Annotated in this window: 25 protein-coding genes and 1 pseudogene; 18 read left to right on the forward strand and 8 right to left on the reverse strand. The window is 71.5% G+C overall.

Annotation, left to right across the window (positions count from 1 at the left end; translation table 11 throughout):
- Positions 1 to 59 precede the first annotated feature (59 nt).
- Positions 60 to 824, reverse strand: a complete 765-nt coding sequence (locus ACG83_RS25300; protein ID WP_054568760.1) for a YcnI family protein — start codon at positions 822 to 824, stop codon at positions 60 to 62.
- A 181-nt stretch (positions 825 to 1,005) separates the two neighbouring features.
- Positions 1,006 to 1,719, reverse strand: coding sequence for a hypothetical protein (locus tag ACG83_RS44535; protein ID WP_235498176.1), 714 nt, complete (start codon positions 1,717 to 1,719; stop codon positions 1,006 to 1,008).
- 332 nt (positions 1,720 to 2,051) lie between these two features.
- Here ACG83_RS44535 and ACG83_RS25310 point away from each other — a divergent pair, with 332 nt between their 5' ends.
- From ACG83_RS25310 to ACG83_RS25325, 4 genes are all read left to right on the forward strand, one after another.
- On the forward strand, positions 2,052 to 2,936 hold the full coding sequence (locus ACG83_RS25310) for an MOSC domain-containing protein (protein ID WP_054568762.1): 885 nt from the start codon (positions 2,052 to 2,054) through the stop codon (positions 2,934 to 2,936).
- Positions 2,924 to 3,571: a response regulator transcription factor gene (locus tag ACG83_RS25315; RefSeq protein ID WP_006541849.1), complete on the forward strand. Its 648-nt coding sequence runs from the start codon at positions 2,924 to 2,926 to the stop codon at positions 3,569 to 3,571. The genes ACG83_RS25310 and ACG83_RS25315 overlap by 13 nt, the downstream gene beginning before the upstream one ends.
- A gap of 25 nt (positions 3,572 to 3,596) precedes the next feature.
- Positions 3,597 to 5,762 carry a primary-amine oxidase gene (locus ACG83_RS25320; protein ID WP_054568763.1) on the forward strand — a complete coding sequence of 722 codons (2,166 nt, stop codon included), beginning with the start codon at positions 3,597 to 3,599 and terminating at the stop codon, positions 5,760 to 5,762.
- A gap of 98 nt (positions 5,763 to 5,860) precedes the next feature.
- Positions 5,861 to 6,217, forward strand: coding sequence for a hypothetical protein (locus ACG83_RS25325; protein ID WP_006541847.1), 357 nt, complete (start codon positions 5,861 to 5,863; stop codon positions 6,215 to 6,217).
- Positions 6,218 to 6,302: 85 nt separating this feature from the next.
- Here the strand turns inward: ACG83_RS25325 and ACG83_RS25330 are convergent, their stop codons facing one another.
- On the reverse strand, positions 6,303 to 6,629 hold the full coding sequence (locus tag ACG83_RS25330) for a type II toxin-antitoxin system VapB family antitoxin (protein ID WP_006541846.1): 327 nt from the start codon (positions 6,627 to 6,629) through the stop codon (positions 6,303 to 6,305).
- A 222-nt stretch (positions 6,630 to 6,851) separates the two neighbouring features.
- Here ACG83_RS25330 and ACG83_RS25335 point away from each other — a divergent pair, with 222 nt between their 5' ends.
- From ACG83_RS25335 to ACG83_RS25385, 11 genes are all read left to right on the forward strand, one after another.
- Positions 6,852 to 7,823 carry a DUF2470 domain-containing protein gene (locus ACG83_RS25335; protein WP_054568764.1) on the forward strand — a complete coding sequence of 324 codons (972 nt, stop codon included), beginning with the start codon at positions 6,852 to 6,854 and terminating at the stop codon, positions 7,821 to 7,823.
- A 73-nt stretch (positions 7,824 to 7,896) separates the two neighbouring features.
- Positions 7,897 to 8,085 carry a hypothetical protein gene (locus ACG83_RS25340; RefSeq protein WP_054568765.1) on the forward strand — a complete coding sequence of 63 codons (189 nt, stop codon included), beginning with the start codon at positions 7,897 to 7,899 and terminating at the stop codon, positions 8,083 to 8,085.
- A gap of 40 nt (positions 8,086 to 8,125) precedes the next feature.
- Positions 8,126 to 8,803: a hypothetical protein gene (locus ACG83_RS25345; protein WP_054568766.1), complete on the forward strand. Its 678-nt coding sequence runs from the start codon at positions 8,126 to 8,128 to the stop codon at positions 8,801 to 8,803.
- Positions 8,784 to 9,419 (forward strand): OmpA family protein, encoded by a 636-nt coding sequence (locus ACG83_RS25350; protein WP_054568767.1) that lies wholly within the window; start codon positions 8,784 to 8,786, stop codon positions 9,417 to 9,419. Before ACG83_RS25345 ends, ACG83_RS25350 begins: the two co-directional genes overlap by 20 nt.
- A gap of 291 nt (positions 9,420 to 9,710) precedes the next feature.
- The gene (locus ACG83_RS25355) at positions 9,711 to 10,745 is read left to right on the forward strand and encodes a metal ABC transporter substrate-binding protein (RefSeq protein ID WP_083473552.1); all 1,035 of its coding nucleotides are present in this window, start codon (positions 9,711 to 9,713) and stop codon (positions 10,743 to 10,745) included.
- The gene (locus tag ACG83_RS25360; RefSeq protein WP_054568768.1) at positions 10,742 to 11,653 is read left to right on the forward strand and encodes a metal ABC transporter ATP-binding protein; all 912 of its coding nucleotides are present in this window, start codon (positions 10,742 to 10,744) and stop codon (positions 11,651 to 11,653) included. The genes ACG83_RS25355 and ACG83_RS25360 overlap by 4 nt, the downstream gene beginning before the upstream one ends.
- 16 nt (positions 11,654 to 11,669) lie before the next feature.
- Positions 11,670 to 12,635 carry a metal ABC transporter permease gene (locus tag ACG83_RS25365; protein ID WP_054568769.1) on the forward strand — a complete coding sequence of 322 codons (966 nt, stop codon included), beginning with the start codon at positions 11,670 to 11,672 and terminating at the stop codon, positions 12,633 to 12,635.
- The gene (locus ACG83_RS25370; protein WP_054568770.1) at positions 12,635 to 13,645 is read left to right on the forward strand and encodes a metal ABC transporter permease; all 1,011 of its coding nucleotides are present in this window, start codon (positions 12,635 to 12,637) and stop codon (positions 13,643 to 13,645) included. Before ACG83_RS25365 ends, ACG83_RS25370 begins: the two co-directional genes overlap by 1 nt.
- A 33-nt stretch (positions 13,646 to 13,678) precedes the next feature.
- Positions 13,679 to 14,893, forward strand: coding sequence for a pyridoxal phosphate-dependent aminotransferase (locus ACG83_RS25375; protein ID WP_054568771.1), 1,215 nt, complete (start codon positions 13,679 to 13,681; stop codon positions 14,891 to 14,893).
- A 296-nt stretch (positions 14,894 to 15,189) separates the two neighbouring features.
- Entirely contained in the window at positions 15,190 to 16,908 is a 1,719-nt protein-coding gene (locus ACG83_RS25380) for a hypothetical protein (protein ID WP_083473553.1), read from the forward strand.
- Positions 16,909 to 16,938: 30 nt separating this feature from the next.
- A complete protein-coding gene (locus tag ACG83_RS25385; protein ID WP_054568772.1) occupies positions 16,939 to 17,586 on the forward strand; it encodes a dihydrofolate reductase family protein in 648 nt (215 codons plus the stop codon).
- Here the strand turns inward: ACG83_RS25385 and ACG83_RS25390 are convergent.
- Together ACG83_RS25390 and ACG83_RS25395 are read right to left on the reverse strand one after the other, a co-directional pair.
- Positions 17,583 to 18,215: a hypothetical protein gene (locus tag ACG83_RS25390; RefSeq protein WP_054568773.1), complete on the reverse strand. Its 633-nt coding sequence runs from the start codon at positions 18,213 to 18,215 to the stop codon at positions 17,583 to 17,585. The genes ACG83_RS25385 and ACG83_RS25390 overlap by 4 nt on opposite strands.
- Before the next feature lie 161 nt (positions 18,216 to 18,376).
- Positions 18,377 to 18,811 carry an SCO5389 family protein gene (locus ACG83_RS25395; RefSeq protein ID WP_054568774.1) on the reverse strand — a complete coding sequence of 145 codons (435 nt, stop codon included), beginning with the start codon at positions 18,809 to 18,811 and terminating at the stop codon, positions 18,377 to 18,379.
- A 377-nt stretch (positions 18,812 to 19,188) separates the two neighbouring features.
- Here ACG83_RS25395 and ACG83_RS48060 point away from each other — a divergent pair.
- Positions 19,189 to 19,620: pseudogene (locus ACG83_RS48060) on the forward strand (Fur family transcriptional regulator); the annotation flags it as partial.
- 45 nt (positions 19,621 to 19,665) lie between these two features.
- Here ACG83_RS48060 and ACG83_RS25405 read toward each other — a convergent pair.
- The 3 genes from ACG83_RS25405 to ACG83_RS25415 all read right to left on the reverse strand — a co-directional run bounded on the left by ACG83_RS25405 (position 19,666) and on the right by ACG83_RS25415 (position 23,138).
- Positions 19,666 to 20,640, reverse strand: a complete 975-nt coding sequence (locus ACG83_RS25405; protein ID WP_054568775.1) for a hypothetical protein — start codon at positions 20,638 to 20,640, stop codon at positions 19,666 to 19,668.
- 232 nt (positions 20,641 to 20,872) lie between these two features.
- Complete coding sequence (locus ACG83_RS25410; protein WP_054568776.1) at positions 20,873 to 22,108, reverse strand: CapA family protein; 1,236 nt, start codon at positions 22,106 to 22,108, stop codon at positions 20,873 to 20,875.
- Positions 22,109 to 22,178: 70 nt separating this feature from the next.
- A complete protein-coding gene (locus ACG83_RS25415) occupies positions 22,179 to 23,138 on the reverse strand; it encodes an LLM class F420-dependent oxidoreductase (RefSeq protein WP_054568777.1) in 960 nt (319 codons plus the stop codon).
- Positions 23,139 to 23,246: 108 nt separating this feature from the next.
- On the opposite strand from ACG83_RS25415, the gene ACG83_RS25420 reads away from it, so the two are divergent.
- Both ACG83_RS25420 and ACG83_RS25425 read left to right on the forward strand, forming a co-directional pair.
- Entirely contained in the window at positions 23,247 to 24,326 is a 1,080-nt protein-coding gene (locus ACG83_RS25420; RefSeq protein WP_054568778.1) for a thiamine pyrophosphate-dependent dehydrogenase E1 component subunit alpha, read from the forward strand.
- Between the two features lie 155 nt (positions 24,327 to 24,481).
- Entirely contained in the window at positions 24,482 to 25,429 is a 948-nt protein-coding gene (locus ACG83_RS25425; protein WP_054569143.1) for an alpha-ketoacid dehydrogenase subunit beta, read from the forward strand.
- Positions 25,430 to 25,435 lie beyond the last annotated feature (6 nt).

The following is a 25,435-nucleotide window of genomic DNA, read 5'->3' on the forward strand; positions in this document are numbered from 1 at the left end:
GGGCGGGTGCCCCCGAAGCGGGTGCCCCTGGCGCCGGTGGCCGGGGGCACCCCAGGTGATCAGGCCCGCCGACGGGTGCTGATCAGCGCGAACGCGCCTGCGGCCAGACCGAGCACTCCCAGCACGAGGCCGGTGATCCCGAGCGCGCGTGCCGTGCCATCCGATGCCGATGCCGACGCAGATTCGTCGCCCGCCGACGCGGAGTCCCCGGTGCCGGCATCCGCGTGCTCGTCGGCGGCACCGTCGTCATGGTCGCTGTCCGAAGCCGCGGCCGCGGTCAGGGTGACGGCCGGTGCCGGGTGGTCCGGCTCGTCCGTGCCAGGCTTGGCCACGTCGATCCAGCGGACGATCTCGCCGTCGGAGTAGGTCTGCAACGTCTTGAAGACCACCTGGTCGGCGTCGTCCGGCAGCGGGCCGGCCGAGACGTTGAAGGTGTCGAACTCGCCGGGCCTGATCCCGGCACCGTTCTCGGCTGTCCAGGTGATCTGCGTGACGACCTCGGTGATCTGCGTTCCGTGCGCGGTGAGCGGCTTCGCCGGCGCGCCCTTGGTCACCTTGTAGGTCCAGCCGGGCTTGGGCTGGACCGTCACCGAGGCGATCGGCGCGTCGGCTGGGAACTGCACGTCGAGCGCCGTGGTCGACGCGGTGTCGCTCTCGGTCGGAACCTTGAACGTCAGGGTGGTGTAGGCACCCTTGGCCGCCTCGGCCGGAGCGACGGTGACGTGCGCGGACGCCGGAAGGGCCAGCGCGATGCTGCCCGCCGCCGCGGCGAGCGTGCACAGTGCGCCCCGACGGAGGCGAACTGCGCGGGTGGTGCGAGACATGGGACCTCCTCGAGGACCGGGCTGGTCCTCACGGGTGATCGGACTGGTTGACCCGAGCACCAGGGCCGTGGCACGGCGCGACAGACCGGCCCGTGCAGCGCGATCGAGCTGCTGATCATCGAGCTGCTGATCACGGACGGACCGCCGCGGCGCCTCCGTCCAGGCGGACGCGCGGAACCCGCTACCGGGCTGTCGCCATCACTGCGGACACACCGGCGCGGGGACACGACCCCGGCCGGCGCGCCGGCGGGCCGCGCCAACCAGCGTCGGTTCCCAGCAGGAGAAGGTGCGCACACCAGCGCGCACCCGCGCCCCCACCGCCACCACCAATGCCGCGGCCACCGCCACCACCACCGCTGCCGCCGACCCGGCCCAGCGCGGCGGCCATGCCGGCAGCGGCGTTGCGCAGCCGGGCCCACGTGCCCGCGCCCGATGCCATCAGCCGTGCCGCCGCCCGCAGGCGAGCCAGGACGTCCATGAGCACGAACGCGACAACGGCGACGACCCGTTCGACGGCCACGCGCAGTGCCGCCGTCGCCCACAGCCGCCGCTCGCAGCGGCGCAGTGACACGGCCACGCAGCCGGCCGCGAGAGCATGAGCAGCGATCATGGGCCCGGCCGGGACCAGCTCGGCGAGCAGATGGGCGCCGGCGCCCGGCCGCGGGCGGGCCGCCCCGGCTGCCTGGTGGTGATGCGCCTGGAGCGCGAACGCCGTGTGCAGGAGCACCTGGGCGGTCACGACGGCCGCCACCAGGGCGGGCAGTGCCCGCTCCCGGTCGGCGAACCCGAAGGCCACCCGGATCAGCAGCGCGGTGGCGACGGCGAGCAGCACGACCGGTGGACGGGGGTCGCCGGCGGCGACGTGCGCCGCGAGTGCGAGGCACGTCGAGGACACGCCGAACACGGCCGCTCGCGCGAGCCTGTCTGTCCCCCGTGCACCGGTCATCGGTGCAAGCCTGCCACGTGCGGACGTCGCGGTCCGCAAAGACCACATCACGACATCAGCGGGTGGACGTAGCTGACACCGACCGCACTCCGGAATCACGAAAGATTCCCGGCATTACGGACTTCAGGCAGCCACGGAGCGCCGGATCTCCCAGCCCGTCGCTCTCGTCCGAGGCGCAGATAGGGTTCGTTCTCGTACCCCCTCGACCACGACCGGGGAGCCGGCGGTGACGACCAGCCGCACCCGGCCGCCGTTGTGTTGGTAACCGAAAGCGAGCGCTGATGGGTACAGCTGCGGGCCTGGGCGCGGGCAGTGAGGCGGGTGACGAGGCGGGCCGCGCCGGGAGTCCGCCCCCGGGGCGGGTCGTGCGCCTCTACCGATATCCGGTGAAGGGCTTCAGCCCGGAGGAACTGGCCGAGGTGTCGCTCACCCCCGGCGACGGCGTGCCCGGCGACCGGATGTTCGCGCTGGCCCGCCCGGGCACGGAGTTCACCGAGGACGAGCCCGTGTTCCTGCCGAAGACCCGCTTCGTCATGCTGCAGAAGGACGAGGCGATCGCCCGGATCCGCACCTGCTACGACTCTGCGGCCGGAACGCTCGCCTTCGGCCTCGGCACCCCCGGCGGGCAGGTCCCTGCCGATCTGACCAGCCCGGCCGGGCGCGCCGTGTTCGAGGAGTTCGTCCAGTCGCAGCTCGGGCCGGGCCTCGGGGGCCGACCGCGGCTGGTCGCCGCCCGCCGGCACCACCGCTTCACCGACGCCGGTGGCGCCGGGGAGGCCTTCATGCACGCCGTCTCGGTCATCAATCTCGCGTCGGTGCGCGACCTCGCCGAGCGGATCGGGCAGCCGGTCGACCCGCTGCGCTTCCGCGGCAACATCTACGTGGACGGAATCCGGCCCTGGGCCGAGCTCGACTGGACCGGCCAGGAGTTCACTCTGGGCGCGGCCCGGGTGCGGGTCCTGGCCCGTACGCCACGCTGTGCGGCGACCACGGTCAATCCGGACACAGGCGACCGTGACATCCGGATACTCAAGGAGCTGTCCAGTCACTACGGGCATACGGACTGCGGGATCTACGTCACCGTCCTGACCGGCGCGACACTGCGGCCCGGCACCTCCCTCACGCCGCCGGGCGGATACGAGGAGGCTCTGCCGTGCGAGTCGTGATCGCGGAGGACTCGGTGCTGCTGCGCGAAGGCCTGCGCCGGCTGCTCACCGAAGCGGGCTGCGAGGTGGTGGCGGCGGTGGGCGACGGCCCGGGCCTCGTCGACGCGGTCGCGGCGCACCGGCCCGACGTCTCGGTGGTGGACGTCCGGATGCCGCCGTCGCACCGGGACGAGGGGCTGCGCGCCGCGATCTCCGCCCGGGAGAAGGTCCCCGGCTCCCCTGTTCTCGTCCTGAGCCAGTACGTGGAGAAGCAGTACGCCGGCGAGCTGCTGGCCGACGGCGTGGGGGCGGTCGGCTACCTGCTCAAGGACCGGGTGGCGGACGTCCGCGAGTTCGTCGAGGCGGTGCGGCGGGTGGCCGCCGGCGGGACGGTGATGGATCCCGAGGTGGTGGCCCAGCTGCTGGCGAGCAGCCGCCGCAACGACCCGCTGACCTCGCTCACGCCACGCGAGCGCGAGGTTCTCGGGCTGATGGCCGAGGGGCGTTCGAACACGGCGATCGCGGCGGCCCTCGTGGTCAGCGGCGGAGCGGTGGAGAAGCACATCTCGAACGTGTTCACCAAGCTCGGGCTGGAGTCGTCGGGCAACGACCACCGCCGGGTCCTCGCCGTCCTCGCCTATCTGCGACGTTCCTGAGCCAGCCCCGCCGGTGGAGGTCGCCATGGCGCCGCATCCCCTCGACCCGCTCTCGGCTGCCGAGATCAGCCGGGCTTCGGCGCTGCTGCGTGCGTTTGCGCAACTGGGGCCGGAGTTTCGTTTCGTTTCCGTTGAGCTTCAGGAGCCACCAAAAGCCGCGCTGGTGGCCCGCGAGTCCGAGCGCGAGGTCGCCGACGCGCTCGCGCCGCCGGACCGGCAGGCGTTCTGCGTCCTGTACGAGCGCGGGACACGGCGGACGCACGAAGCGGTCGTCTCACTCACCGCGGGCACCGTGGTCGACCTGCGCGTGGTGCCCGGGGTGCAGCCGTCGATCATGATGGACGAGGTCCTGGCCTGCGAGGACGCCGTCCGTGCCGACGGCGCCTGGCAGGCCGCCATGGCCAGCCGCGGGGTCACCGACCTTTCGCTCGCCATGATCGACATCTGGTCCGCCGGGTACACCGGAAGCGACGACGATCCCGCGCGGCGCCGGATCGCCCGCCCGCTCACGTTCGTCCGGGCGGCCCCTGGGGAGAACGGTTACGCCCGGCCTGTGGAAGGGCTCACCGTGGTCGTCGACCTCGACGCGATGGCCGTGGTCGAGGTCGTCGACCACGCGGCGGCGGGCGACGACGCAACGGGCACCGACGGACCGGCCGGCGACGCAACGACTGGCCACGCAACGACAGGCCACGGAACGACAGGCCACGGAATCGTGCCGTTGCCGCCCCGGCCCGGCAACTACATCCCGGGGCTGATGACCGCCGATCCGGACAACGTTCCGGCGTTCGACCGGCTACGCGACGATCTGCGCCCGATCGAGGTCAGCCAGCCGCAGGGAGCGTCCTTCACCCTCGACGGGCATGCTCTGCGCTGGCAGCGCTGGGAGCTCCGGGTCGGGTTCACGCCCCGCGAAGGGCTCGTCCTGCACCAGATCGCCTACGTGGACCGGGGACGGCGCCGGCCCCTCATCCAGCGGGCCTCGGTGTCGGAGATGTTCGTCCCGTACGGGGACCCGGCGCCGACGCACCGCGTCAAGAACGTCTTCGACATGGGTGAGTACGGGGTCGGCCGGCTCGCGAACTCGCTGCGGCTGGGCTGCGACTGCCTCGGCGAGATCACCTACCTGGACGCGGTCGTGAACGACTCCGCGGGTGAGCCGGTGACCATCCCGAACGCGGTGTGCATCCACGAGGAGGACACCGGCATCGCCTGGAAGCACACCGACTTCCGGACAGACCACGTCGAGGTCCGGCGAATGCGCCGACTGGTGATCTCGATGATCAGTACGGTGGGTAACTACGAGTACGGGTTCTTCTGGTACCTCCACCTGGACGGCTCGCTGGAGTTCGAGGTGAAGCTGACCGGCGTGATCTCCTCCGGCGCGGTCCGGCCGGGAGCGTCGCCGACCCACGGTGTGCTGGTCGCACCCGGCCTCTACGGACCCAACCACCAGCACTTCTTCAACGTGCGCCTGGACATGGAGCTCGACGGCGGCCCGAACTCGGTCGTCGAGGTCGACTCGGAGCCCGAGCCCCCGGGCCCGGGCAACCCGACCGGCGTCGCCTGGCGCACGAAGGAGACGCCGCTGCTCACCGAGAGCGAGGCCCAGCGCGTGGTCGACCCGGCCGCCGCACGCTTCTGGCGGATCACCAATCCCCGCCGGCACGGTCCGCTGGGCCGCCCGGTCGCCTACCGGCTCGTCCCCGGCCACACGGCCCCACTGCTGGCGCATCCGGCGTCCCATCAGGCCGCTCGGGGCAGGTTCGCCGCACGCAATCTGTGGGTCACCGCCTTCGACGAGAGCGAGCGCTTCGCCGCCGGCGCCTACCCGAACCAGAGCGCGGGCGGTGCGGGGCTCCCGCGGTACGCCGCCGCCGACCGGCCGGTGGCCGACACCGACATCGTCGTCTGGTACAGCTTCGGCGCCCATCACGTCGTCCGGCCGGAGGACTGGCCCGTCATGCCGGTGAGCCGGATCGGCTTCGAGCTGCGCCCGGACGGCTTCTTCGACGGCAACCCCGCGCTGGACCTCCCTCCGACCGCGCACGACGGCGCACGCCGAGGAACGGACCACGGAACGAGCCACACAACGGGCGGCGGAGCGGACCGCGAAGCGCACCGGCCGGCCGCGGGCACCGGGCGATCCCACCTGGGTGGGGGCACCGCCGAGGGGGCATGCGGTTGCTGACGGGCGGGCCCGGCGACACGGGGCCCACGCGACACGCGCGCCCCGGAAGGTCATGTCTTGCCCCAGAACGGGGGTACCTGCCCTAGGCTCCGGAAGATGTGAGCCCTGTTCTCGCCTCGAATCGGGCCGGGAACCTCGTCCGTGCTCTGATCATCATCGCCATCCTGGTCCTGATCATGCGCACGGCGTACCTGCTCTGGGTCTTCCACACGCCGGCCTGGACGTCCCGGCCGCACGACGTCCAGTACTGCGGCGGGTGGTACGAGCGAAGCGAGACCCCTGACCTCACCGGGGCCGAGGCCCGCAAGCGCGCCGGTGGCCGGCTCAAGCAGGTCATGCGGTCACCGGTGCTGCGGCCCATCACGGCCTACCGGCCCGGATCGGCCTGCCCTCGGTACATCTTCGCGAAGGTCGCCTCCGACACGTACGTGCAGTACGAGATCACCGACGACTGACCGGCGCCCACGCAACCGTGCCACCGCACAACCGCCCGCACCGCACAACCGCCCGCACCGCCCGGCGGCAGGTCGGCGTGGCAGGTCAGCGGTGGCTGAGCTTGTTCGCGTGCCGCGCGGCGGCGTGCACGTGGACCCGGGCGTGGATGGAGGTCCGCTGCGCCAGGGCCGCCCGCACGGCGCGGTGCAGCCCGTCCTCCAGATAGAGCGTCCCGTCCCATTCGACGACGTGCGGGAACAGGTCGCCGTAGAAGGTCGAGTCGTCGTCCAGCAGGACGTCGAGCGCGAGCACCCGCTTCGTCGTCACGAGCTGGTCGAGCCGCACCTGCCGCGGCGGAATCGCGGCCCAGTCCCGCTGGCCCAGGCCATGGTCGGGATACGGGCGACCGTCACCGACCAACTTGAAGATCACCCGGCACCTCCTTACTCGGGGGCGTGAGACTGCCCGACCACAACAGCCTAGAATCCTCCGCCCGCGCGCCGGATCCCGGTGTCCTTCCAGCCGCGCGTTGCGCAGACCTTGGGAATTCTGGCCGAAGTTGATCTGAGATGCGGACCTGTAACCAGACGAATGACTTGACCAACTCCGCATCTGCCACTTAAGTAAGCCTTACCTGATGCCAGAGGAGGTCCGGTGACGAGTCCCAGCACGGACGTCGACATGCCGGTGCTGGCCGAACAGGCGAGGACGATCCTCGCCGGCGGCCGGCGCGCGCTGCTCACCCTGCCCTGCGCCAACGTGCGCGGCTGGGCCGGACTCATCGACGACGGTGGCGAGCCGCTACTGATCGTCGGGGCGGACAGCCCTCCGGTCCACTGCGCCGGCGCGGGTCGCCGGGCCCGCGTCGACGTCTGCGGCCACAACGGCGAACGCCTGGTCCTCGCCGGCGTGTTGCGGCTGGCACCGGAGAGCACCGAAGATCTCGTCGATCGCCTGGCCGACCTGGGCCGCACCATATCGGTGACCGCCGGCGATGTCAGTGATCTCCGCGTCCTGTCCCTCTCAGTGGACGACGTCCTGATCTGCCTGCCGGACCGCGCGGAACGCGCAGATCGCGGGCTCGGTTCGGGCCGGGCGGCCCAGAACACGGCGACGTCACGCTTCAGGCCGGCCGGTCCCGCGGCGGCCTCGTCGTCCCGCGGGTCCCGGATGGGGCGGTCAGGGCGCGGATCACGTCGTGCGAACACCGTTCGGCTGGACGGCCGCTGGTCGGCACTCGGCCCCGCGCGCCGGGTCGATCTCAGCTCGTACGCCCTCACCGAGCCCGACCTGATCGCCGCCTACGCCCCGGATCTGGTCCGGCACCTCAACGATGAGCACGCGACCCAGGTGCGGCTGCTCGCGGCACACGGTGTCGCGCCCGCCGGGGCCCCGCAGGAGGTGGCCGGTGCGCCTGTGCGGCCGCTCGAGGTCATCGGCGCGTCGGTGACCTCACTGGACCGCCGTGGGCTCGACCTGTGGCGCATCGACCCCGACGGCGCACGCCAGGTCCGGGTGGCCTTCAGCGCGCCGCTGGTCGAGCCGCGTTCGCTCGGGCGTGAGCTGCGCCTGCTCCTCGACGGGACAGCACACGGAGCCGACGAGACGACATGCGGAACCGACTAACGCGGCAAAGCCGGGCCGCAGCCCCTCGCCGATGAACGATGGACGATGACCGATGGCGACCATGGGAGCAGCTTTGGCCAGCACCGACAGCGTGATCGACCAGCTGTTCCCGGTCGACGGCACGCCCGAGGGCGGCCCCGCCCACCCGAAGATCACCAGCGCCGGCGCACCGGATGCGCTTTCGCCGTTCGACTCACGGGTCGCCGGCTGGGCACGGGCACTGTCCATACCGGGCCCCAGAGGGGCTGCGCCAGGCTCATAATCATCGGCGGACGCACCTGCCCCTCCCGTCCGGAGGTCCGATGCCGCACCCGCCGTTCCGACGCGCCCGGCCGAACCAGCCGACCCGGCGAGCCCAGCCGACCCGGCCAGCCCAGCCGGCTCGGAGAACGTCCGTCGTTCTGAGCGGTCTGCTGCTCGCCGGCCTCGCTGCCACGGGCTGCTCGTCCGGCTCCGGCTCGGGCGCCGGCGCCGGCGCCGGCGCCGAAGGCGACAGGAAGACCACGCCTGCCCAGACCGGGTCGGTGGCCGACGACCGCTCGCCGGCGGTGGCCTCCGCCCAGCCCGGCGGGGCACCGGGCAGTCCGGCGGCCGCGCGGACCACGCGCATCAAGGGTGCCGGTGGGAACGTCGATGTCGGATTCGTCGACCTGCGGGTGGACGGCAGGCTCCTGCAGCTGGATCTGCTCTTCACCCCCCGCTACGCAGACGATCCCGGCACCGAGATCTCGCTCTACGAGATGGCCGGCCGGCGCGATGCCAGCGTGACCCTGATCGACACCACGAACCTGCTCCGCTACACGGTGGTGGAGGATTCCGGCGGAGTGGCCCTGGCCCCGGCCGCAGGCACCACCCGGGCCCGCAACAACGAGGCTGTCTCCGGCACGTACACCTTCGCCGCGCCGCCGGCGAGCGTGACAGCTCTGGACGTCTATCTCAACGACCAGCTGATCGTCGACGATGCCCCGATCAGCCGCTGACCGGAGCGCCGGGCGGGCCGTCGGGTCGGCGCTCGCCGTCTGTGCCCTTGCCTGTGTTCTCGTCGGTCCCGGCAGCCCGCGCGCGCTGGGCGCCACGGCCGGCCCGTCGGCCGCCGGCCCGACGCGATCCGCGGACGTGCCCGACGAACATCTCACCGCGTCGGTACGCGGCCTCGACACCGCCGGGTCGGTGCTGACGATCGATCTGGCCGACGCCGTCAGCCCACTGCACACCGAGGAACGCCGGGATGACCAGCTGGTCGTCACGATCAGCGCGGATGTCCTGTTCGCCTTCGACTCCGCCGACCTGACGGACGTCGCCCGCGCCGAGATCACGAAACTCGCCCCACGGGTCAGGCCCGGCACCGAGACTGTCACCGTGCGGGGTCACACCGACAAGCTCGGCACCCCGGCCTACAACGTGATGCTCTCCCAACGTCGCGCCGACGCGGTCGCCCGCGTGCTCCGCAGCCTGCTGCCGGGCGGGACGAGGGTCTCGGCGACCGGCCGCGGCGGCGCCGACCCGGTCGCTCCGAACAGCCATCCGGACGGATCGGATGACCCCGACGGCCGCGCGCTGAACAGGCGAGTACAGATCAGCTTTCCCGCCAGCTGACCTCGCGCGCCCTCGGCTTTACTCTCCCCGGGCTGTTTGACGACCTGACCTGGGCCGGGGCCAAGCGGGGCCAGCCGTTCCAACCGCGGCACCACGGCTCGGCGGCACCACGGCACCACGGCTCGGCGGCACCACGGTTCCGCGGTGCCGCGGTGCCGGAGCGGCGGCCTCCCGCTGGTGCCGGTTCTGCTCGCGGGTCAGAGCCAGCCCGCGGCATTCGCGCGAGATTCCGGGTGATCCGGCGATCCACGCTGATTTGACATCCGGATCGACAACCGTTTTCATTTTCCCATGCGCCCCGCCTCACTCCGTGCCGCGGTCGGAAGAGAATCGAAGCGTCGCCCCGCGACCGCCCGGCGGGCGTGCCTCACCGCCTCCGTGGTCGCCACGGCACTCACCGCGGGCCTGGCGGCCTGCGGCGGTTCCGGCGCGGGGTCCTCCGCGGGCGGAGGGGAGTCGGCTCCACGCGTCGTGGCGACCACGACCTATGCGGCCGATTTCGCGCGGGCCATCGGAGGCGACGGTATCCAGGTCACGCAGATCCTCCGGCCAGGGGTGGACCCGCACGACTACGAGCCCTCCCCAGCCGATCTCGCGGCGATCGCCGACGCGGATCTCCTGATCGAGAACGGGGTGGGGCTGGAGAGCTGGCTGGACGACGCGATCTCGGCGAGCGGTTTCGACGGTACCGAGGTCGTCATGGCCGACGGGGTCACGATCCGCCATCCGGACGACTCCGAAGAGGCCGCCGCGGCCGAGGCGCACGACGAGCATGAGGACCACGAAGAGGGCGATCCACATATCTGGCACGACCCCCGCAACGTGAAGATCATGGTTGGCAACATCGAGAAGGGCCTCACCGCCGTTGATCCCGAGAGCTCGGCGGAGTACCAGGCCAATCTCGCGGCATACCGTGCCAAGCTCGACGAGCTGGACAGCGAGACCCAGCGCGAGATCGACAGCATTCCGGTGGCCCACCGCAAGCTCGTGACCAACCACGACTCCTTCGGCTACTACGTGCAGCGGTACGGCCTGGAGTTCGTCGGCTCGATCATTCCCAGCTTCGACACCTCCGCCGAGCTCTCCGGCCGGTCCATCGACGACATCGTCGGGAAGATCCGGGCCTCGGGCGCCGTCGCCGTCTTCTCCGAATCGTCACTTCCGCCGCGAACCGCGCAGACGATCGGTAGCGAGGCAGGCGTCCGCGTGATCTCGGGCGAGGACGCACTATACGCGGACACCCTCGGGCCGGCCGGTTCCGCCGGCGCCACCTATCTGGAAGCTCAGCGCCACAACACCGACACGATCGTCGACGCACTCCGGTGAGCGGCCCGACCAGCGCTCCCGTCGTCGCGGTACCTGAGCAGGCGGGCACGGATGTCCCGCCCTCGCCCGGCGACCTGACGCCCGCAGGCGAACAACCACCCACAGGCGAACAGACGCCCGCCGGCGACCGGCTTCCCGTCGGCGACCACGCTTCCGCCGGCGCCGCGCTCGCCTTCGATGACGCGGCGATCGCCTACGGCCGTTCCACGGTGCTCCACAGCGTGCACGGCGCCCTGCACCAGGGCCGGACGCTGGCGCTCATCGGGCCCAACGGCGCCGGCAAGTCGACCCTGATCAAGGCCGTGCTCGGGCTGCTCCCCGTGAGCTCCGGATCGATCACCGTGCTGGGCCGGGCACCGGCGGCCGCGCGCCGCGAGGTCTCCTACGTGCCCCAGGCCGACACCCTCGACCGGGACTTCCCGATCTCGGTCGGCCAGGTCGTCCTGATGGGCCGTTACCGCGGAATCGGTTGGATCCGCCGGCCGGGCCGAGCGGACCGCGCGGCGGCCCAGGCCGCGCTGGAGGCCGTCGGGCTGGCCGACCGCAGCCGGGACCGCTTCGGCCTGCTCTCCGGCGGGCAGCGCCAGCGCGTCCTGCTCGCCCGCGCCATCGCGGCCGAGCCACGCCTGCTGCTGCTCGACGAGCCTTTCAACGGGGTGGACGTCGTCTCCCAGGAGGCCCTGCTCACCGCGCTGGCGACCTTGGCCGGCACCGGCACGGCGACGGTCGTCTCGACCCATGACCTGGCACTCGCCCAGACCATCAGCGACCAGGTGTGCCTGTTGAACGGCCGCCAGATCGCGTTCGGCCCGGCCACCCGGGCGCTGGCCCCCGACCAGCTGCGCGAGGCCTACGGCGGTGCCGCAGTGGAGATCGGCGGGGCAGGCGTCATCGTGACCCGGACATGATCGGCGTGACCCGGGCATGATCGGTACCGATCTGTTCATCGCGCCGTTCGAGCTGCCGTTCATGTTCCGCGCGCTGATCGAGATCCTGCTGCTCGGCGCCGTGAGCGCCGGGGTCGGGGTGCTGGTGATGCTGCGGAGGCTGGCCTTCCTCACCGATGTGCTGACCCACGCGGTCTTTCCCGGTGTCGTCGTCGGGTTCATGATCGGTGGCACCTCCGGAATCGTCCCGGGTGCGCTGGTGGTGGCGGCCGTGGCCGCGGCGGGCTTCACCGCGCTGGCCTCAACCCGGAGGATCAGCGAGGACGCGGCGATGGCGATGCTGCTCACCGGCTCCTTCGCGGTCGGTGTCGTCCTCGTCTCGCGCCGGGAGTCGTACACCTCGGACCTGACCGGCTTCCTCTTCGGCCGTCTGCTCACCGTCGACACCACGGACATCACCGTCACGGCGGTGACCGCCGCGGTGGCCGCCGCGGTGCTCGCGCTGGCTCGCAAGGAGCTGCTGCTGCGTGCGTTCGACCCCGAGGGCGCGCGTGCTGCGGGCTATCCGGTGTGGCTGCTCGACCTCCTCCTGAACCTCGTGATCGCGCTGGTGGTCGTCGCCGCGGTCCGCGCCGTCGGGACGGTTCTGGTCATCGCGCTGGTGGTGATCCCGGCGGCGGCGGCCCGGCTGATCACCGGCCGGCTCACCGCCATTCTGGTGATCTCCGTCCTGCTGGGCCCGCTGTGCGGCTGGCTCGGGCTGGTCGCCAGCTACGAGGCCTCGGTGAACCATGGCGTGCGGCTCGCGGCGGGCGCGACGGTCGTGCTCGTGCTGGTCGCGGCCTATGCGCTCGCCTTCGCCGGGAGCGCGCTGCGCCAGTTCACGGGACGGGCCCGGTCCCAGCGGTCCCGGCCGTCCCAGCGATCGCAGTCGCCGCGGTCACAGTCGCCCCCTGACCGGCAGGCCTCGGCGACGTCGACTGTCGCGTCCGGAGGTGCCTGATGGCCCTGCTGGAGTCGTTGGGGGATGACTACATCCGACGGGCCCTCGCCGAGGTCGTGATCGTCGGAGTGCTCTGCGGTGCGGTCGGTGTTCATGTCGTGCTGCGCCGGCTCAGCTTCCTGACCATGGCGTTGACCCACGCGACGTTTCCCGGGGTGGTCCTCGCCTCGCTGATCGGGATGAATCTGGTGCTCGGCGCCGGCCTGTTCGGCGTGCTGGTCGTCCTCGCGGTGGTCATGGTCGTCGGGGCGGCGGGCGGCGCGGCCGGCACCGGCGCAACGGCGGGCGGCGGCACCGGCACCGGCTCCGGGGGCGGCGCGGCGGCCGACCGGGGCGGCTCCGGGGGCGGCCGGGACATCAGCACCGTGACCGGGGTCGTTCTCTCCGCCGGGTTCGCGCTCGGCGTCGCGCTGATGTCGGCCGAGGACGGATCGAACCGCGACCTCAGCGCCTTCCTGGTCGGGTCCGTCCTCACCGTCCAGACCAGCGATCTCGCGGTCAGCGCGGTCACCGCGCTCGCCGTTCTCACCGTGCTGGTGGCGCTGCGCAAGGAGCTGGTGCTCGCCGCCTTCGACCCGACCGCGCTGTCCGCCGCCGGGTACCCGCAGCGAACGCTGGGCCTGGTCCTCCTGCTGCTCGTCGAGGCGGCCGTCGTCACCTCACTGCCCGCGGTCGGCACGATCATGGCGGTGGCACTGATCGTCGGGCCGGCGTCCACAGCCCGCCTGTGGTGCTCGTCCACCTCGACGATGACGGCGGTCTCGATCGCGGTGGCCATCTTCTGCGGTGTGACCGGCCTAGCCGTCAGCGAGCAGTGGGACGTCGCCGCCGGCGGCGCCATCGTCCTGACCGTCGTGGCGGTGCTGGTCGCCTCCGTCCCGCTGAGCGCCACCCTGACCGGACGGACCGGACGCACCGGACGCACCGGACGCACCGGACGCACCGACCGAAGTGATCGCCGCGGCCACCCGCGGGAGGTGAACGAGCTCGCCCGGAAGGTAGCCGTCTGAAAATCCTTCGACAGGGCATCTACGCTGGTCACTATGGAGTTCGCCCAGTCCGACAAGCTCGCTGACGTCTGCTATGACGTCCGAGGCCCCGTCCTCGAAGAAGCGATCCGGCTGGAGGCCGCAGGCCAGCGCATCCTGAAGCTGAACATCGGCAACCCCGGTCCGTTCGGCTTTTCCGCGCCGCCTTCGGTGCTCGCCGCGGTCGCCGACAACCTGGCAGCCGCACAGGGCTACAGCGACTCGAAGGGCCTTCTCCCCGCACGCGAGGCCGTCGTCCGGTATTCGGTCGGCAAGGGCCTGACCGGCATCGGACCTGACGACGTCTACCTCGGCAACGGCGTGTCCGAGCTGATCATGATGTCGCTGCAGGCGCTGTTGAACGACGGCGACGAGGTGCTCCTGCCGGCGCCCGACTACCCGCTGTGGACGGCGGTGGTCTGCCTCTCCGGTGGGCGTGCGGTCCACTACCGCTGCGACGAGTCCGCCGGGTGGAACCCGGACATCGACGATCTCACCAGCAAGATCACATCTCGCACCCGCGCCATCGTGATCATCAACCCGAACAACCCCACGGGTGCGGTGTACGACCGCCCGGTGCTCGAGGAGATCATCGAGGTCGCCCGCCGGCACAACCTGATGCTGTTCGCCGACGAGATCTACGACCGCATCCTCTACGACGACGCCGAGCACCACTCGCTCGCCGCGCTCGCCCCGGACCTGTTCTGCGTGACCTTCAACGGCCTGTCCAAGTCCTACCGGCTGGCGGGCTTCCGCTCCGGCTGGATGGTGCTCTCCGGGCCCCGCGAGCACGCCACCAGCTATATCGAGGGCCTGAACATCCTGGCGAACATGCGCCTGTGCGCGAACGTTCCCGGCCAGTTCGCACTGCAGGCCGCACTCACCGAAGGCGGCGGTGCCGGCGATCTCGTGCTGCCGGGCGGCCGGCTGCACGAACAACGCGACACGGTCGTGAAGCTGCTCAACGACATTCCGGGCGTTTCCTGCGTTCCGCCGCGCGGAGCGCTCTACGCGTTCCCCCGGCTCGACCCGCAGATGTACCCGATCCGGGATGACGAGCGTTTCGTTCTGGATCTGTTGCGCACCGAGCGAATCCTGCTGGTACAGGGCACCGGATTCAACTGGCCGGATCCAGATCATGTACGGATCGTGACGCTGCCCTGCGTTGACGACCTGACCGATGCCATCGGTCGGATCGAGCGATTCCTGGGCGCCTACGCTCGCACCTGAGCACCTCCGGCCTACCCGGGCTGGACGGGGCTGGACCGGACTGGACCAGGCTGGGTCGGGCTGGACCAGGCCGGACCAGGCTGGGTCGGGCTGGCGAGGCGGCAGCGGATCGCGGCGGTGTCCACAAGGGACCACGCCCTGTGGATAGAACCTGTGGACAACCGGTGGAACAGACACAGGCGTCGGCCGGCCCGGCGCTGGAGCGCACGGACACACGTGAAACAACGGCACGATCGGGCCATCGAGCCCCCGATCAACAACCTGCGGCAGTAACAGAACGTAATCGACCGCTGGCCGTGGTCGGGGTCGGGGTCGCCGCGATCGCCGTCGCGGTGCAGGCCGTGCTGTGGCAGCGCTTCCGCCTGCCCCTCTGGTACGACGAGCTGTGGCGCCCGCACTTCGCCGGCGAGCCCGTCGGGAGCTTCTGGTCCGAGCTCGGGGTGGCGAACGCACCGTCCTCGCTCGGGTCGCTCGCGCTGGTCCGGCTGTGCGGCGAGGTGTTCGGCTGGCACGCCTGGGCGCTGCGGCTGCCCTCGGCCGTCCCGCTGGTGGCGCTCGCCGTGGGCACCTGGCTACTGGCCTGCCGCCTCACCTCCCGGCCCGCGGCCCTCGGGGCGACGCTGGCAGTCACCCTCGCCGGCACCATGGTCGACCTCGCCTCCCAGATCAAGCCCTACACCCTGGACGCCGCCTGCGCGGTCGCCGTGGTCGGCCTGTGGATGGATTCCACGCTGCCCACCCGGCGGCTGATCCTGCGGCGGGTGGTCGCGGGCGTCCTCGCGGTGTTCTCGCTCCCCGCCCTGTTCCTGATCGTTCCGCTGTTCGTCCACGACGCCGCCCGGCCGCTGTGGACCAACCGCGGCCAGCTCAGGTCACGCGGCCCACGGGCGCTTCTGGGGGAGACGGTGCGTGCGGCCGGTCGGGCCGCTCCGGCGGTGGCGATCAGCGGCGCCCACGCGCTGCTGTTCGTGACGCACCAGTCCGGCCAGCGGGCGAGCACCTTCTGGAACGACCACTTTCTCGCCGACCGGGGCCCGCTGGAGGCGGCGCGTTTCGTCATCGGCCAGCTCGCCGCGACGGCGGCAGGCGCGCCGCCCGGGAGCGATCGCTACGACCCGAACCTCGTTCACCCGCTGACCGACTCAACCGACGCGCTGGTCGTCGTTCTCGGCTGCGCTGTCGCGATCACCTTCGTGACCGGCGCGATCACGCTGGCCCGGCGCGCGGACGGCCGGGTCCTGCTCGTCGCGGTCGGCGGCGCGGAGCTGATGGTCCTCGCGGCGAGTGCCTGGCGGTACTGGCCCTTCGGCGCCGTACGGCCGAACACGTTCCTCGTTCCCCTGCTCACGATCGTCTCGGCGGTCGGCGCGGCCGCTCTCGCCCGCTCGCTTCCCGCCCGCTCGCTTCTCGCCCGGTCGCCGGCCCGTGCCCGGTGGAACCGGACGTCGGCCGTGGCGAAGCTGCTGATCCCGGCGAACCTGGTGATCCTGCTGGCCGCGCTCACCGTCCCGGTGGCCGGGGCGACCGGGCTGAAGCCGATGTGGGTGGAGCGCGCCGACCGCCGGCCGATCGACCTGATGGTCGACGCCACTCTGACCGCCCGCAGCCTGTACCGGCCGGGCGATCTGGTGCTGGTCGGCGGCAGGCTGGCCCGCGCCGGCTGGCTCTACGGCATGGAGCTCAGCCAGGACGGTGCCGTCACCACCGCGGGCACCGCCGGTTCCGCCCAACCGCGGATTCCGCTCTCCGCCACGGTCTTCCTGACCGCGATCGGGGACGGGGGCGTCGACCGCGCCCTGAGCCGCCAGGCTCCCGGACCGAACAGCCACGTCCTGATGTTCGTCCTCGCCTACGACCGGCGGGGCACCGAGCGTGCGTTGGACGAGGCCCGCCAGCGCGGGTGGTGCCCCACCCAGACCCAGGACTTCGAGCTGACCGGCACGCTACGGGTCCTGGCCCGCTGCCAGCCCGCCGCCAGCGATGAGTCTGCCGGCCGCCGCGGGTCTACCTCCTGACGGAGACATCGGATTCATCAGGAGCTGGGCATGGGCCTCATCCACATCGAGCTGTTCGCCACCCTCGACCTCGTCGGGCAGGCTCCCGGCGGCCCCGACGAGGACCCGGTGGGGTTCCCGTTCGGCGGCTGGCAGGCGCCCCTGCTGGACGAGGTCGCCGGGGCTCAGGTCATGGCCGCGTACGAGGGCACCGACGCCCTCCTGCTCGGCCGGCGGACGTACGAGATCTTCGCCGCCTACTGGCCGCATCAGGAGAGCGGCGTGGACGGCGGGATCGCCACGCTCTTCAACAGCGTCCCGAAGTACGTGGCCTCCCGCGGCCGGCCCGACCTCTCGTGGGCCGGGTCCACGCGGCTCGGCCCGGATCTGGCCGGCGCGGTGCGGGAGATCCGGGACCGGCACGAGCACGTGAAGGTCGTCGGAAGCCTGAACCTGGTGCAGACCCTCCTGCGCGAGAAGCTCTTCGACCGGCTCGACCTCTGGGTGCACCCGGTCATGCTCGGCGTCGGGAAGAAGGTGTTCGACGGTGGCGCAGTGCCCACGAACGTCACCCTCCTCGAACCGCCCGTGGCCAGCCCGACCGGCACTGTGTACCTGCGCTACGGCCTCGCCGACGGCACGCCCGGAACGGGCGACATGGCCGCACCCGATCGCGGCACCGGTCGCGAGAGCCGCTAGCGCAACGTCGCCGGAGCGCCGCCCGCGGCCGCGGTGCCACCACCCGAGCCGGCGGACGTCACCGACGAGCTCCCGGCCTGGGCCAAGGGCAGACCTGTGTGCAGTGACAGCGACTCCCAGGACGTGTCGCCGTCCGCCAACGCCGTCCTCAGCTGGGACTGCAGCTCCGCCAGGGGAACCTGGGTCCCGTCGAAGAGGTGGGCACAGGTCTGCGCCGCGGCCGCGTAGCGCTCGATCCCGCCGGTGAACATTCCGTTGGCCTGCGGGTCCGGGCCGGCAGGCAGCCTGTTCGCGGCCTTGGTCTCCGCTGCCAGCTGGGTGCACCGCGGCTGAAGCCCGGCGCCGTCCTGGGCCTCCAGGTAGCCCCGGGCCGCCGCGACGGTCGTGACGATGCTTGCCCGCAGCCCCTGGGTGGACTGATACCAGCTGGTCAGCTCCGAGGTGTCGACCGCGGCCTCCGCCGGAGCCGCGGTCGCCATGACCTCGTGCTCCTCCGAGCCGCCGACCAGCACACATCCGACGACAAGCGTGAGAGCACCGACCAGTGCCGCGCCGGTCGCCGCCGGCGACAGCGGCGGTTCCGCGATCGGCCGGAACCCCGTCCGTAGCCAGACCGGACGTCCCGCCAACTTCCACCCCCGCCACCCGATGGCGTGCCGGAACCATGATCGGCACAGACTGAACGCAAACAGTACGGAAAGACTACGGGAGCGTGGGCAGGGCCCCGCGTCTGTCCTCACCTGCGCGTTCAGCGCCTGTCACGGTCAGCTCGGCACAGCGGGGGCTGGCCTCAGCAGTTGACGAATTCCGGGCGCTGGTTGAGCACCTGGGCGCGCGACGAGACAAACGCCTGGTGCTGCGGGCTACCGACCGCATTCGGCGGGAAGACGGCGACCCGGTGGCAGTTCTGGAACGCCAACGCCACGCCGAAGTGCCGCTCGAGCGCGGTGCGGATGGACGTACTTGCCATCGCCCGCAGCAGCTGCCCACTGGCGGCATCGTCCGGCGGCGGTACCTGGTTGTCGACGAACACGCGGGCGGGAGCCTGCGTCGGGACCTGCGCCGGCCCCTGTGCCGTGCCCTGTGCCGACAGCTCGGCGGCCAGCGTCTCGACCAGCTCGTACGCGAAGGGAAGGGAGGCCCGCACACAGGCGAGGAACTCCTCGTCCGTCAGCTGGTCCGCGTTCGCGGCCTCGACAAGTTCGGGCGTGACGGTCAACGACATCTGGGACCTCCGGTGAGACGCACGGTACGGCGACTGATCGCGCCAACAACGTCACCCACGGTCGCACAAAATGAAAACCGTTGTCAATGTCACGCGCTCGGTCGCGACTGGGTGGTTCGCGCGCACTCCAGCCGAGCCGGGTAGATGAGAGAGTGGATGTCGTGGCGAAGGTGGAAGGCGACCGGGTGGGCGCCACAGACGACACGAGCGGCACGAGCGGCACGAGCGGCGTAGGCGACCCGAGCGGCACGAGCGGCGTAGGCGGCCCGAGCGGCTCAGGCGGCACGTCAGCAGCGTCCGACCAGGGCGCGGTAGAGCCGCGCGCGTCAGAGCAGCGTGCGAACGGATCCGGCTCCGGTGCGCCCGGGGGCTCCGCGGGCAGGCGCACCGCCCAGGGGCGCGCCTCCGTCCGGGCGACCCGGCAGGGTGACGCCGTGTCCTCCGCGCTCGCGGCGACGAATGCCTTCACCAGCGCGCAGGACCTGCATGCCCGCCTGCGCCTGTCAGGCCAGTCCGTCGGCCTGACAACGGTCTACCGGCATCTGCAGGTGCTCGCCGAGCGCGGCGAGGTGGACGTCCTACGCCGGGACGACGGGGAGACGGTCTACCGGCGCTGCACCACCGAAGCGCACCACCATCACCTGGTCTGCCGGCACTGCGGTCACACCGTGGAGATCGCCGGCCCCGAGATCGAGGCCTGGACGTCGTCGGTGGCGAGCGCGGAGGGTTTCACCGAGGTCGTGCACACCGTCGAGATCTACGGAACCTGCGCGGAATGCACCGCGGCCGGGCCCACCGAGACGCTGTGAGCCCGGCCCGCGGTCAGGTCGGTCTGGCCAGTGAGGTCCGTGAGGTCAGTGACAGACGGCGCCCGGGGCGCCGAATCCCGGCTGGGACAGGTCGAGATCGAGGGTGTTGTTGCGCCCGCTGATTCCCTTGAGATCGATGACGCACTCACGGTTGGTCGCGGTGTCGGTAACCGTTATGCGCTGCGGGCCGGCGTACATGGCGCCGCTGTCCCAGGTTGACGCGCCGGAGCTCGTGAAGACGGCGAACGACGAGATCGGATAGCCGCTCGAGGACTCGGCGTTACCTCCGAAGATAAGGAACTTGACCCGGTCCTTCGCCGGCGCACGGCCGCCGTCCGTAAGCCGCCCACCGACACGGGCCGTACCCGGATCGTTCAGGGTTGCCAGTTTGATGCGGCCAACCCAGGCCGAATACGTCCAGCCGTTTGCATGGTGACCGAATGCGTCGATGTAGAACCGCGAGTGGACGAACTCCGGGTCCCGGTCGAGCTGCGGGTAGAACTCGAAGGAAAGGCCGGCCGTGCGACTGCCCCAGCTGGTGTTGAGCGTGCCGCCGTGGACGAGGTCGGGCTGGCTGTCACCCATGAAGTAGCCGTGCGGGAACATGAGGCCCTTGCCGGTCGCGAAGCGCGTGTAGGTCGCGTAGCTGCCGCGCTCCTGACAGGCGTTGACGTAGGTGTCGCCGGTGCCGGTGGCCCGGTTGTAGTTCTGGCAGGGCAGGTAGGGCTGCTGGGTCGAGCCGAGAACCAGGTCGACGCCGACGGCGCCCGAGATCGGCACGGGGTTTCCGTTCTGGTCCGTGAGCCCCTCGAAGGGGACGGCGACGCCCAGGCCCCGGGTGGTGTCGCCGGCGTACTGGGTGGTGTCCGCCGCCCACGCGGGGGTGGATCCCCCCAGGGTCAGCAGGCCACTGCCGGCGAGAAGGACGAGTACGGCCAGGAATCTCCGGCGCGGGCCGGTCGCCCGGCGGCGGTGATGGTGACGGTGACGGTGCCTTTGCTGCTGCGCGGTTCGCGACACGACGCTCCCGTAGCTACCTGGACTGGGCGCGGGAAACCGGCGGCCGACAGCCGGCGGACATCAGCGAGAAAGTTCGCAGATATCCGTGGAGCGGACCTTCGGCGGAAACGGCGGAAACGGCGGAGAAACAAAATCCAGCACGTTTCATGGCTTCCCGCCGGCCAAGTTACCGGAGAGCGTGTGAAAGTCGGCCGTCCAGGAGCGGAGAATTACCCCAATGGGCGGTACGGGATCACCAGGGCGCGGTGCCCGTGAGCCCGGCGCAGCCACGCAGGCTGTTCCACTTGTCGAGGGCCTGGGTACCGGCGGTTCCGGTCAGCGGGCTCGGCGCCCCGTCGACAATCCGACCGGGAACCCAGTTCGCCGCGGTCACCGCACGGCCCCGGAACGTCAGCTCGAGAACCCCGGTCTCGGTGTTCGGCCCGGTTCCCGACGCGTAGAAGACGAAGTTACCGAGGCCGTACGCGACATAGGCACCGTCGCTGCTCCACCCCGCGCCCTGCAGGACATGCGCGTGCCCGCCGATCAGCGCGTCCGCGCCGGCCGCGACGAGCGGGGCGACCAGGCTGCGCTGGGCCTGGTTGGGGCAGGTCTCCCGTTCCGTTCCCCAGTGCAGATAGACAATCAGGGTGTCGACGGTGGGTCGAACCGCGCGGATGGCCGCGGCGAGGCGTTCGACGTTCTTCGCCGAGGCGAGGCCAGGCTTGCCGGGACCGGCCGTCCACGCCGTGGCGAGCTCGTCGTCCAGAACCTGGGTGGCGCCGAAGATCGCGATTCGCTGGCCGTTCACCGTGGTCAGGTACGGGGCGTAGGCCGACGTGTCGTCGGTGCCGATCCCGACGGTCGGAAAGCGCGCCTCACCGGCGCTGCGCAGCGTGTCCGCGAGGCCGTCCTGCCCGTAGTCCATGCCGTGGTTGTTGGCCATGTTCACGACGTCGATGCCGGCGCCGCGCAATGCGGTGAACGCTGTCGGCGGCGCCCGGAAGACGTAGGTCTTGGCCGCCGGTGTGCCGCCCGTCGTCACCGCCGTCTCCAGATTGACCATGGCGAGATCGGCGCCGGCGAGATTCTGCGCCATCGGGCCGACCGCTGTTTCCGGATTCTGCGTGAGTCGCTGCCGCGAGGACCCCTCGAAATGCACATCGCCACCGAAGGCGATACGCACCGGATTTCCGGTGGGCTGCCGCGGGCCGTTTCCGACCACGGCCGGTTCGGCCGGCTTGGATGATTCGGGGGTGGCGGGCAGGCTGGCCGGCGGGATCACCGCGCCGGCCCGCACCGAGCCATCACCGGCAACCGAGGATCCATTGCCGTCACCCGCGCCCAGCAGGCCAAAGGTGGCCATGACCACGCAGGTGACGGCGGCGAGAACGGAGCCGCCCAGGAGGGGCACACCCCAGCTTTCCCTGAATCGTCGACCACGACCGGAGATCGGTCTGGGTCGGTCGCGCCCCCGACCACCGACCATCTTCGTGACTCCCGCCCCACGAGAATTCCCGAGCGGAAGCCACACTACCTGGGGAGCCGGCGGCCGCCGGCTAAAGCGACAGCAGCGCCGGGGCCAGCTCGCGCCACTGCCGCCGCGGCAACCCACGGCGGTCGAAGTCGAGCACCTGGACGGCCACCTGGTCGGCTCCGGCGTCCAGATGCTCCTTGACCCGCCCGAGCAGGACGTCGACGTCCCCCCAGGGAACGATCGTGTCCACCAGGCGGTCTGACCCGCCATCGGTGAAATCTCCGTCGGTGAAGCCGTAGCGGCGCAGGTTGTTGGTGTAGTTCGGCAGGCGCAGGTAGGACCCGGTGTGGCGGCGGGCCAGCTCCCGCGCCTCGGTCGCGTCCGGGTACAGGACGAACGCCTGCTCCGGCACCAGCAGCTTGCCGGGTCCGAGGACGGCCCTGGCCGCCGCCGTGTGCTCCGGCGGCACGAAGTAGGTGTGCGCGCCGTCCGCGCGGTCCCGGGCGAGCTCCAGCATCTTCGGGCCGAGCGCGGCCAGCACCCGCGGCTGGGTGCCCTCCGGCGGCACGGCCCGGTACTGCTCGGCGGCCATCCGGTCCATCTCGTCGAGGTAGGCCCCCATCTGGCCGAGCGGCCTGGAGTAGGTCGCGCCGCGGATGCTCATCAGCTCCGCGTGCGAGACACCGAGCCCGAGCAGGAACCGCCCCGGGTGGGCCTCGGCGAGCGCGAGCTGGCCGGCGGTCATCGTCAGCGGGTTGCGGGCGAGGATCTGCGCGATGCCGGTCGCGATCGTCATCCGGCGCGTCGCGGCGAGCATGAGGCCGGCGGTCACCAGCACCTCGCGGCCCTTGACCTCGCCCGTCCACAGTGTGGAGTAGCCCAGGTCGTCCAGCTCCGCGACGGCCTCGCGGACGGTGCCGGCCGGCGAGAAGTCGAACTGGCCGCTCCAGACGCCGACCTTGCCAAGCCTCGCCTCGACCGGCGGCCGGGCAGCGGCGGAGACGGGGGTGGGGGCGGAGGCGGCGCTCGCGTGGTCACTCACGCGGTCACCGTATCGAGGCCATCCGCGGTCACTCGTAGCGACCGGCCGGTACGCCCGCGGCGCCGCGCCGGGTTGCCAGCGCCCGAACGAGGGCTATCGTTTGCCGTTGTGACGGAGCTGGTGCAGCTGCTCACCCCGGACGGCCGGCGTACCACCTCGGGATCCGGTCCCGAGGCCGAGTACCAGGCATTCGTCGCCGAGGTGACCGACGATGACCTGGTCGGCCTCCTGCGGGACATGACCGTGGTGCGTCGCCTCGACGACGAGGGAACGGCCCTGCAGCGTCAGGGCGAGCTCTCACTGTGGGCGAGCCTGCGTGGCCAGGAGGCCGCCCAGGTCGGCTCCGGGCGAGCCCTGGAACCCGCCGACATGGCCTTTCCGTCCTATCGGGAACACGGCGTCGCCTGGTGCCGGGGCGTCGACCCGCTCAAGCTGTTCGGGCTGTTCCGGGGCACCTCGCTCGGCGCCTGGGATCCGGCCGAGCACGGCTTCGCGCTCTACGCGATCGTCGTCGGCTCGCAGACGCTGCATGCCACCGGGTACGCGATGGGCGTCGCCCGCGACGGCGGCGAGGGCGCGGTCATCTCCTACTTCGGCGACGGTGCGTCCAGCGAGGGCGACGTGAACGAGGCCTTCGGCTGGGCGAGCGTGTTCGGCGCGCCGTTGGTCTTCTTCTGCCAGAACAACCAGTGGGCGATCTCCGAGCCGTACCGGCGGCAGAGCCGGGTGCCGATCTACCAGCGCGCCCGCGGCTTCGGCTTTCCGAGCGTGCGGGTGGACGGCAACGATGTGCTCGCCACCCTGGCCGTCACCCGGTGGGCCCTGCGCCAGGCCCGGTCGGGAGCCGGTCCGGTGCTGGTCGAGGCACTGACCTACCGGATCAATCCGCACACCACCGCTGACGACCCGTCCCGCTACCGGCCGGCGGACGAGCTCTCCACCTGGCGTCGACGCGACCCCATCGACCGGCTGCGGACGCATCTGCGTGCCAGGGGCGTCCTGACCGACGACCTGGAGGCGAGCATCGCCGCGGAGGCGGACTCCACCGCCGCCGACCTGCGGGCCCGGTGCCTCGCGCTGCCCGACCCGCCCGGCGACGCCGTTTTCGATCATGTGCAGGTTGAGGAGAACAATCTGGTTGCCGCCGAGCGCGCCGCGTTCGTGAGTCTTCGGGGAGCGCTGCTTTGACGACCGACCTGACCATGCGGACCTCGGACGACGGTCACGCCGACCGCCCTGACGACAGTCCCCAGGAGCCTCCCCCTGTGGCGCCCACGGCCAGCGCCAGCGTCCGCCGCACGCTGACCCTGGCGAAGGCCCTGAACACCGGTCTGCTGGAGGCTATGAAGGCCGACCCGAAGACCGTGATCATGGGGGAGGATGTCGGCAAGCTGGGCGGCGTCTTCCGGATCACCGACGGGCTGCAGGAGCTCTTCGGTGAGGAGCGGGTGATCGACACGCCGCTGGCCGAGTCGGCCATCGTCGGCACGGCGATCGGGCTGGCGATGCGCGGTTTCCGCCCGGTCTGCGAGATCCAGTTCGACGGGTTCGTCTACCCGGCCTTCGACCAGATCGTCAGCCAGCTCGCGAAGCTGCACTACCGCTCGGGCGGCCGGATCAGGCTGCCGGTCACGATCCGCATCCCCTACGGCGGCGGCATCGGCGCGGTCGAGCATCACAGCGAGTCACCTGAGGCGTACTTCTGCCACACCGCCGGGCTGCGGGTCGTCACCTGCTCCAACCCGGCGGACGCCCATCTGATGATCCAACAGGCGGTGGCCTCGGACGATCCGGTGATCTTCCTGGAGCCCAAGCGCCGGTACTGGGAGAAGGGCGAGGTCGACACCACACCGCTGGCCGACCTCCCGGCAGATCTGCGCACCGATCTGGGTACCTCACGTGTGGTCCGTTCCGGCCAGGACGCCACCCTGGTCGCCTACGGGCCGATGGTCCGCACCTGCCTGGACGCCGCCGACGTCGCCGCCGAGGAGGACGGGCGCTCGCTGGAGGTCATCGATCTCCGCTCGCTGTCACCGCTCGACCTCGGCCCGGTGATCGAATCGACCCGCCGCACCGGGCGGCTGGTGGCGGTGCACGAGGCGCCGTCCAACGTGTCACTCTCGTCCGAGATCGCGGCCCGGGTCACCGAACAGGCCTTCTACCACCTGGAATCACCGGTGCTACGGGTGACCGGGTTCGACACCCCCTATCCTCCCGCCCGGCTGGAGGACCACTACCTGCCCGACGTCGACCGCATCCTCGATGCCGTGGACCGGACGTTCGGCTACTGAGGGAGA

The sequence above is a fragment of the Frankia sp. R43 genome, from assembly GCF_001306465.1.
Lineage (GTDB): Bacteria > Actinomycetota > Actinomycetes > Frankiales > Frankiaceae > Parafrankia > Parafrankia irregularis.

Bases quoted from the DNA above. Each gene is read 5' to 3' on its own strand.
- ACG83_RS25375 (WP_054568771.1), top strand. From the start codon at position 13,679: ATGGAGTTCGCCCAGTCCGACAAGCTCGCTGACGTCTGCTATGACGTC.
- ACG83_RS25365 (WP_054568769.1), top strand. From the start codon at position 11,670: ATGATCGGTACCGATCTGTTCATCGCGCCGTTCGAGCTGCCGTTCATG.
- ACG83_RS25350 (WP_054568767.1), top strand. From the start codon at position 8,784: ATGCCCCGATCAGCCGCTGACCGGAGCGCCGGGCGGGCCGTCGGGTCG.
- ACG83_RS25425 (WP_054569143.1), top strand. From the start codon at position 24,482: ATGAAGGCCGACCCGAAGACCGTGATCATGGGGGAGGATGTCGGCAAG.
- ACG83_RS25345 (WP_054568766.1), top strand. From the start codon at position 8,126: ATGCCGCACCCGCCGTTCCGACGCGCCCGGCCGAACCAGCCGACCCGG.
- ACG83_RS25385 (WP_054568772.1), top strand. From the start codon at position 16,939: ATGGGCCTCATCCACATCGAGCTGTTCGCCACCCTCGACCTCGTCGGG.
- ACG83_RS25320 (WP_054568763.1), top strand. From the start codon at position 3,597: ATGGCGCCGCATCCCCTCGACCCGCTCTCGGCTGCCGAGATCAGCCGG.
- ACG83_RS25355 (WP_083473552.1), top strand. From the start codon at position 9,711: ATGCGCCCCGCCTCACTCCGTGCCGCGGTCGGAAGAGAATCGAAGCGT.
- ACG83_RS25395 (WP_054568774.1), bottom strand. From the start codon at position 18,811: ATGTCGTTGACCGTCACGCCCGAACTTGTCGAGGCCGCGAACGCGGAC.
- ACG83_RS25370 (WP_054568770.1), top strand. From the start codon at position 12,635: ATGGCCCTGCTGGAGTCGTTGGGGGATGACTACATCCGACGGGCCCTC.
- ACG83_RS25300 (WP_054568760.1), bottom strand. From the start codon at position 824: ATGTCTCGCACCACCCGCGCAGTTCGCCTCCGTCGGGGCGCACTGTGC.
- ACG83_RS25410 (WP_054568776.1), bottom strand. From the start codon at position 22,108: ATGGTCGGTGGTCGGGGGCGCGACCGACCCAGACCGATCTCCGGTCGT.
- ACG83_RS25310 (WP_054568762.1), top strand. From the start codon at position 2,052: ATGGGTACAGCTGCGGGCCTGGGCGCGGGCAGTGAGGCGGGTGACGAG.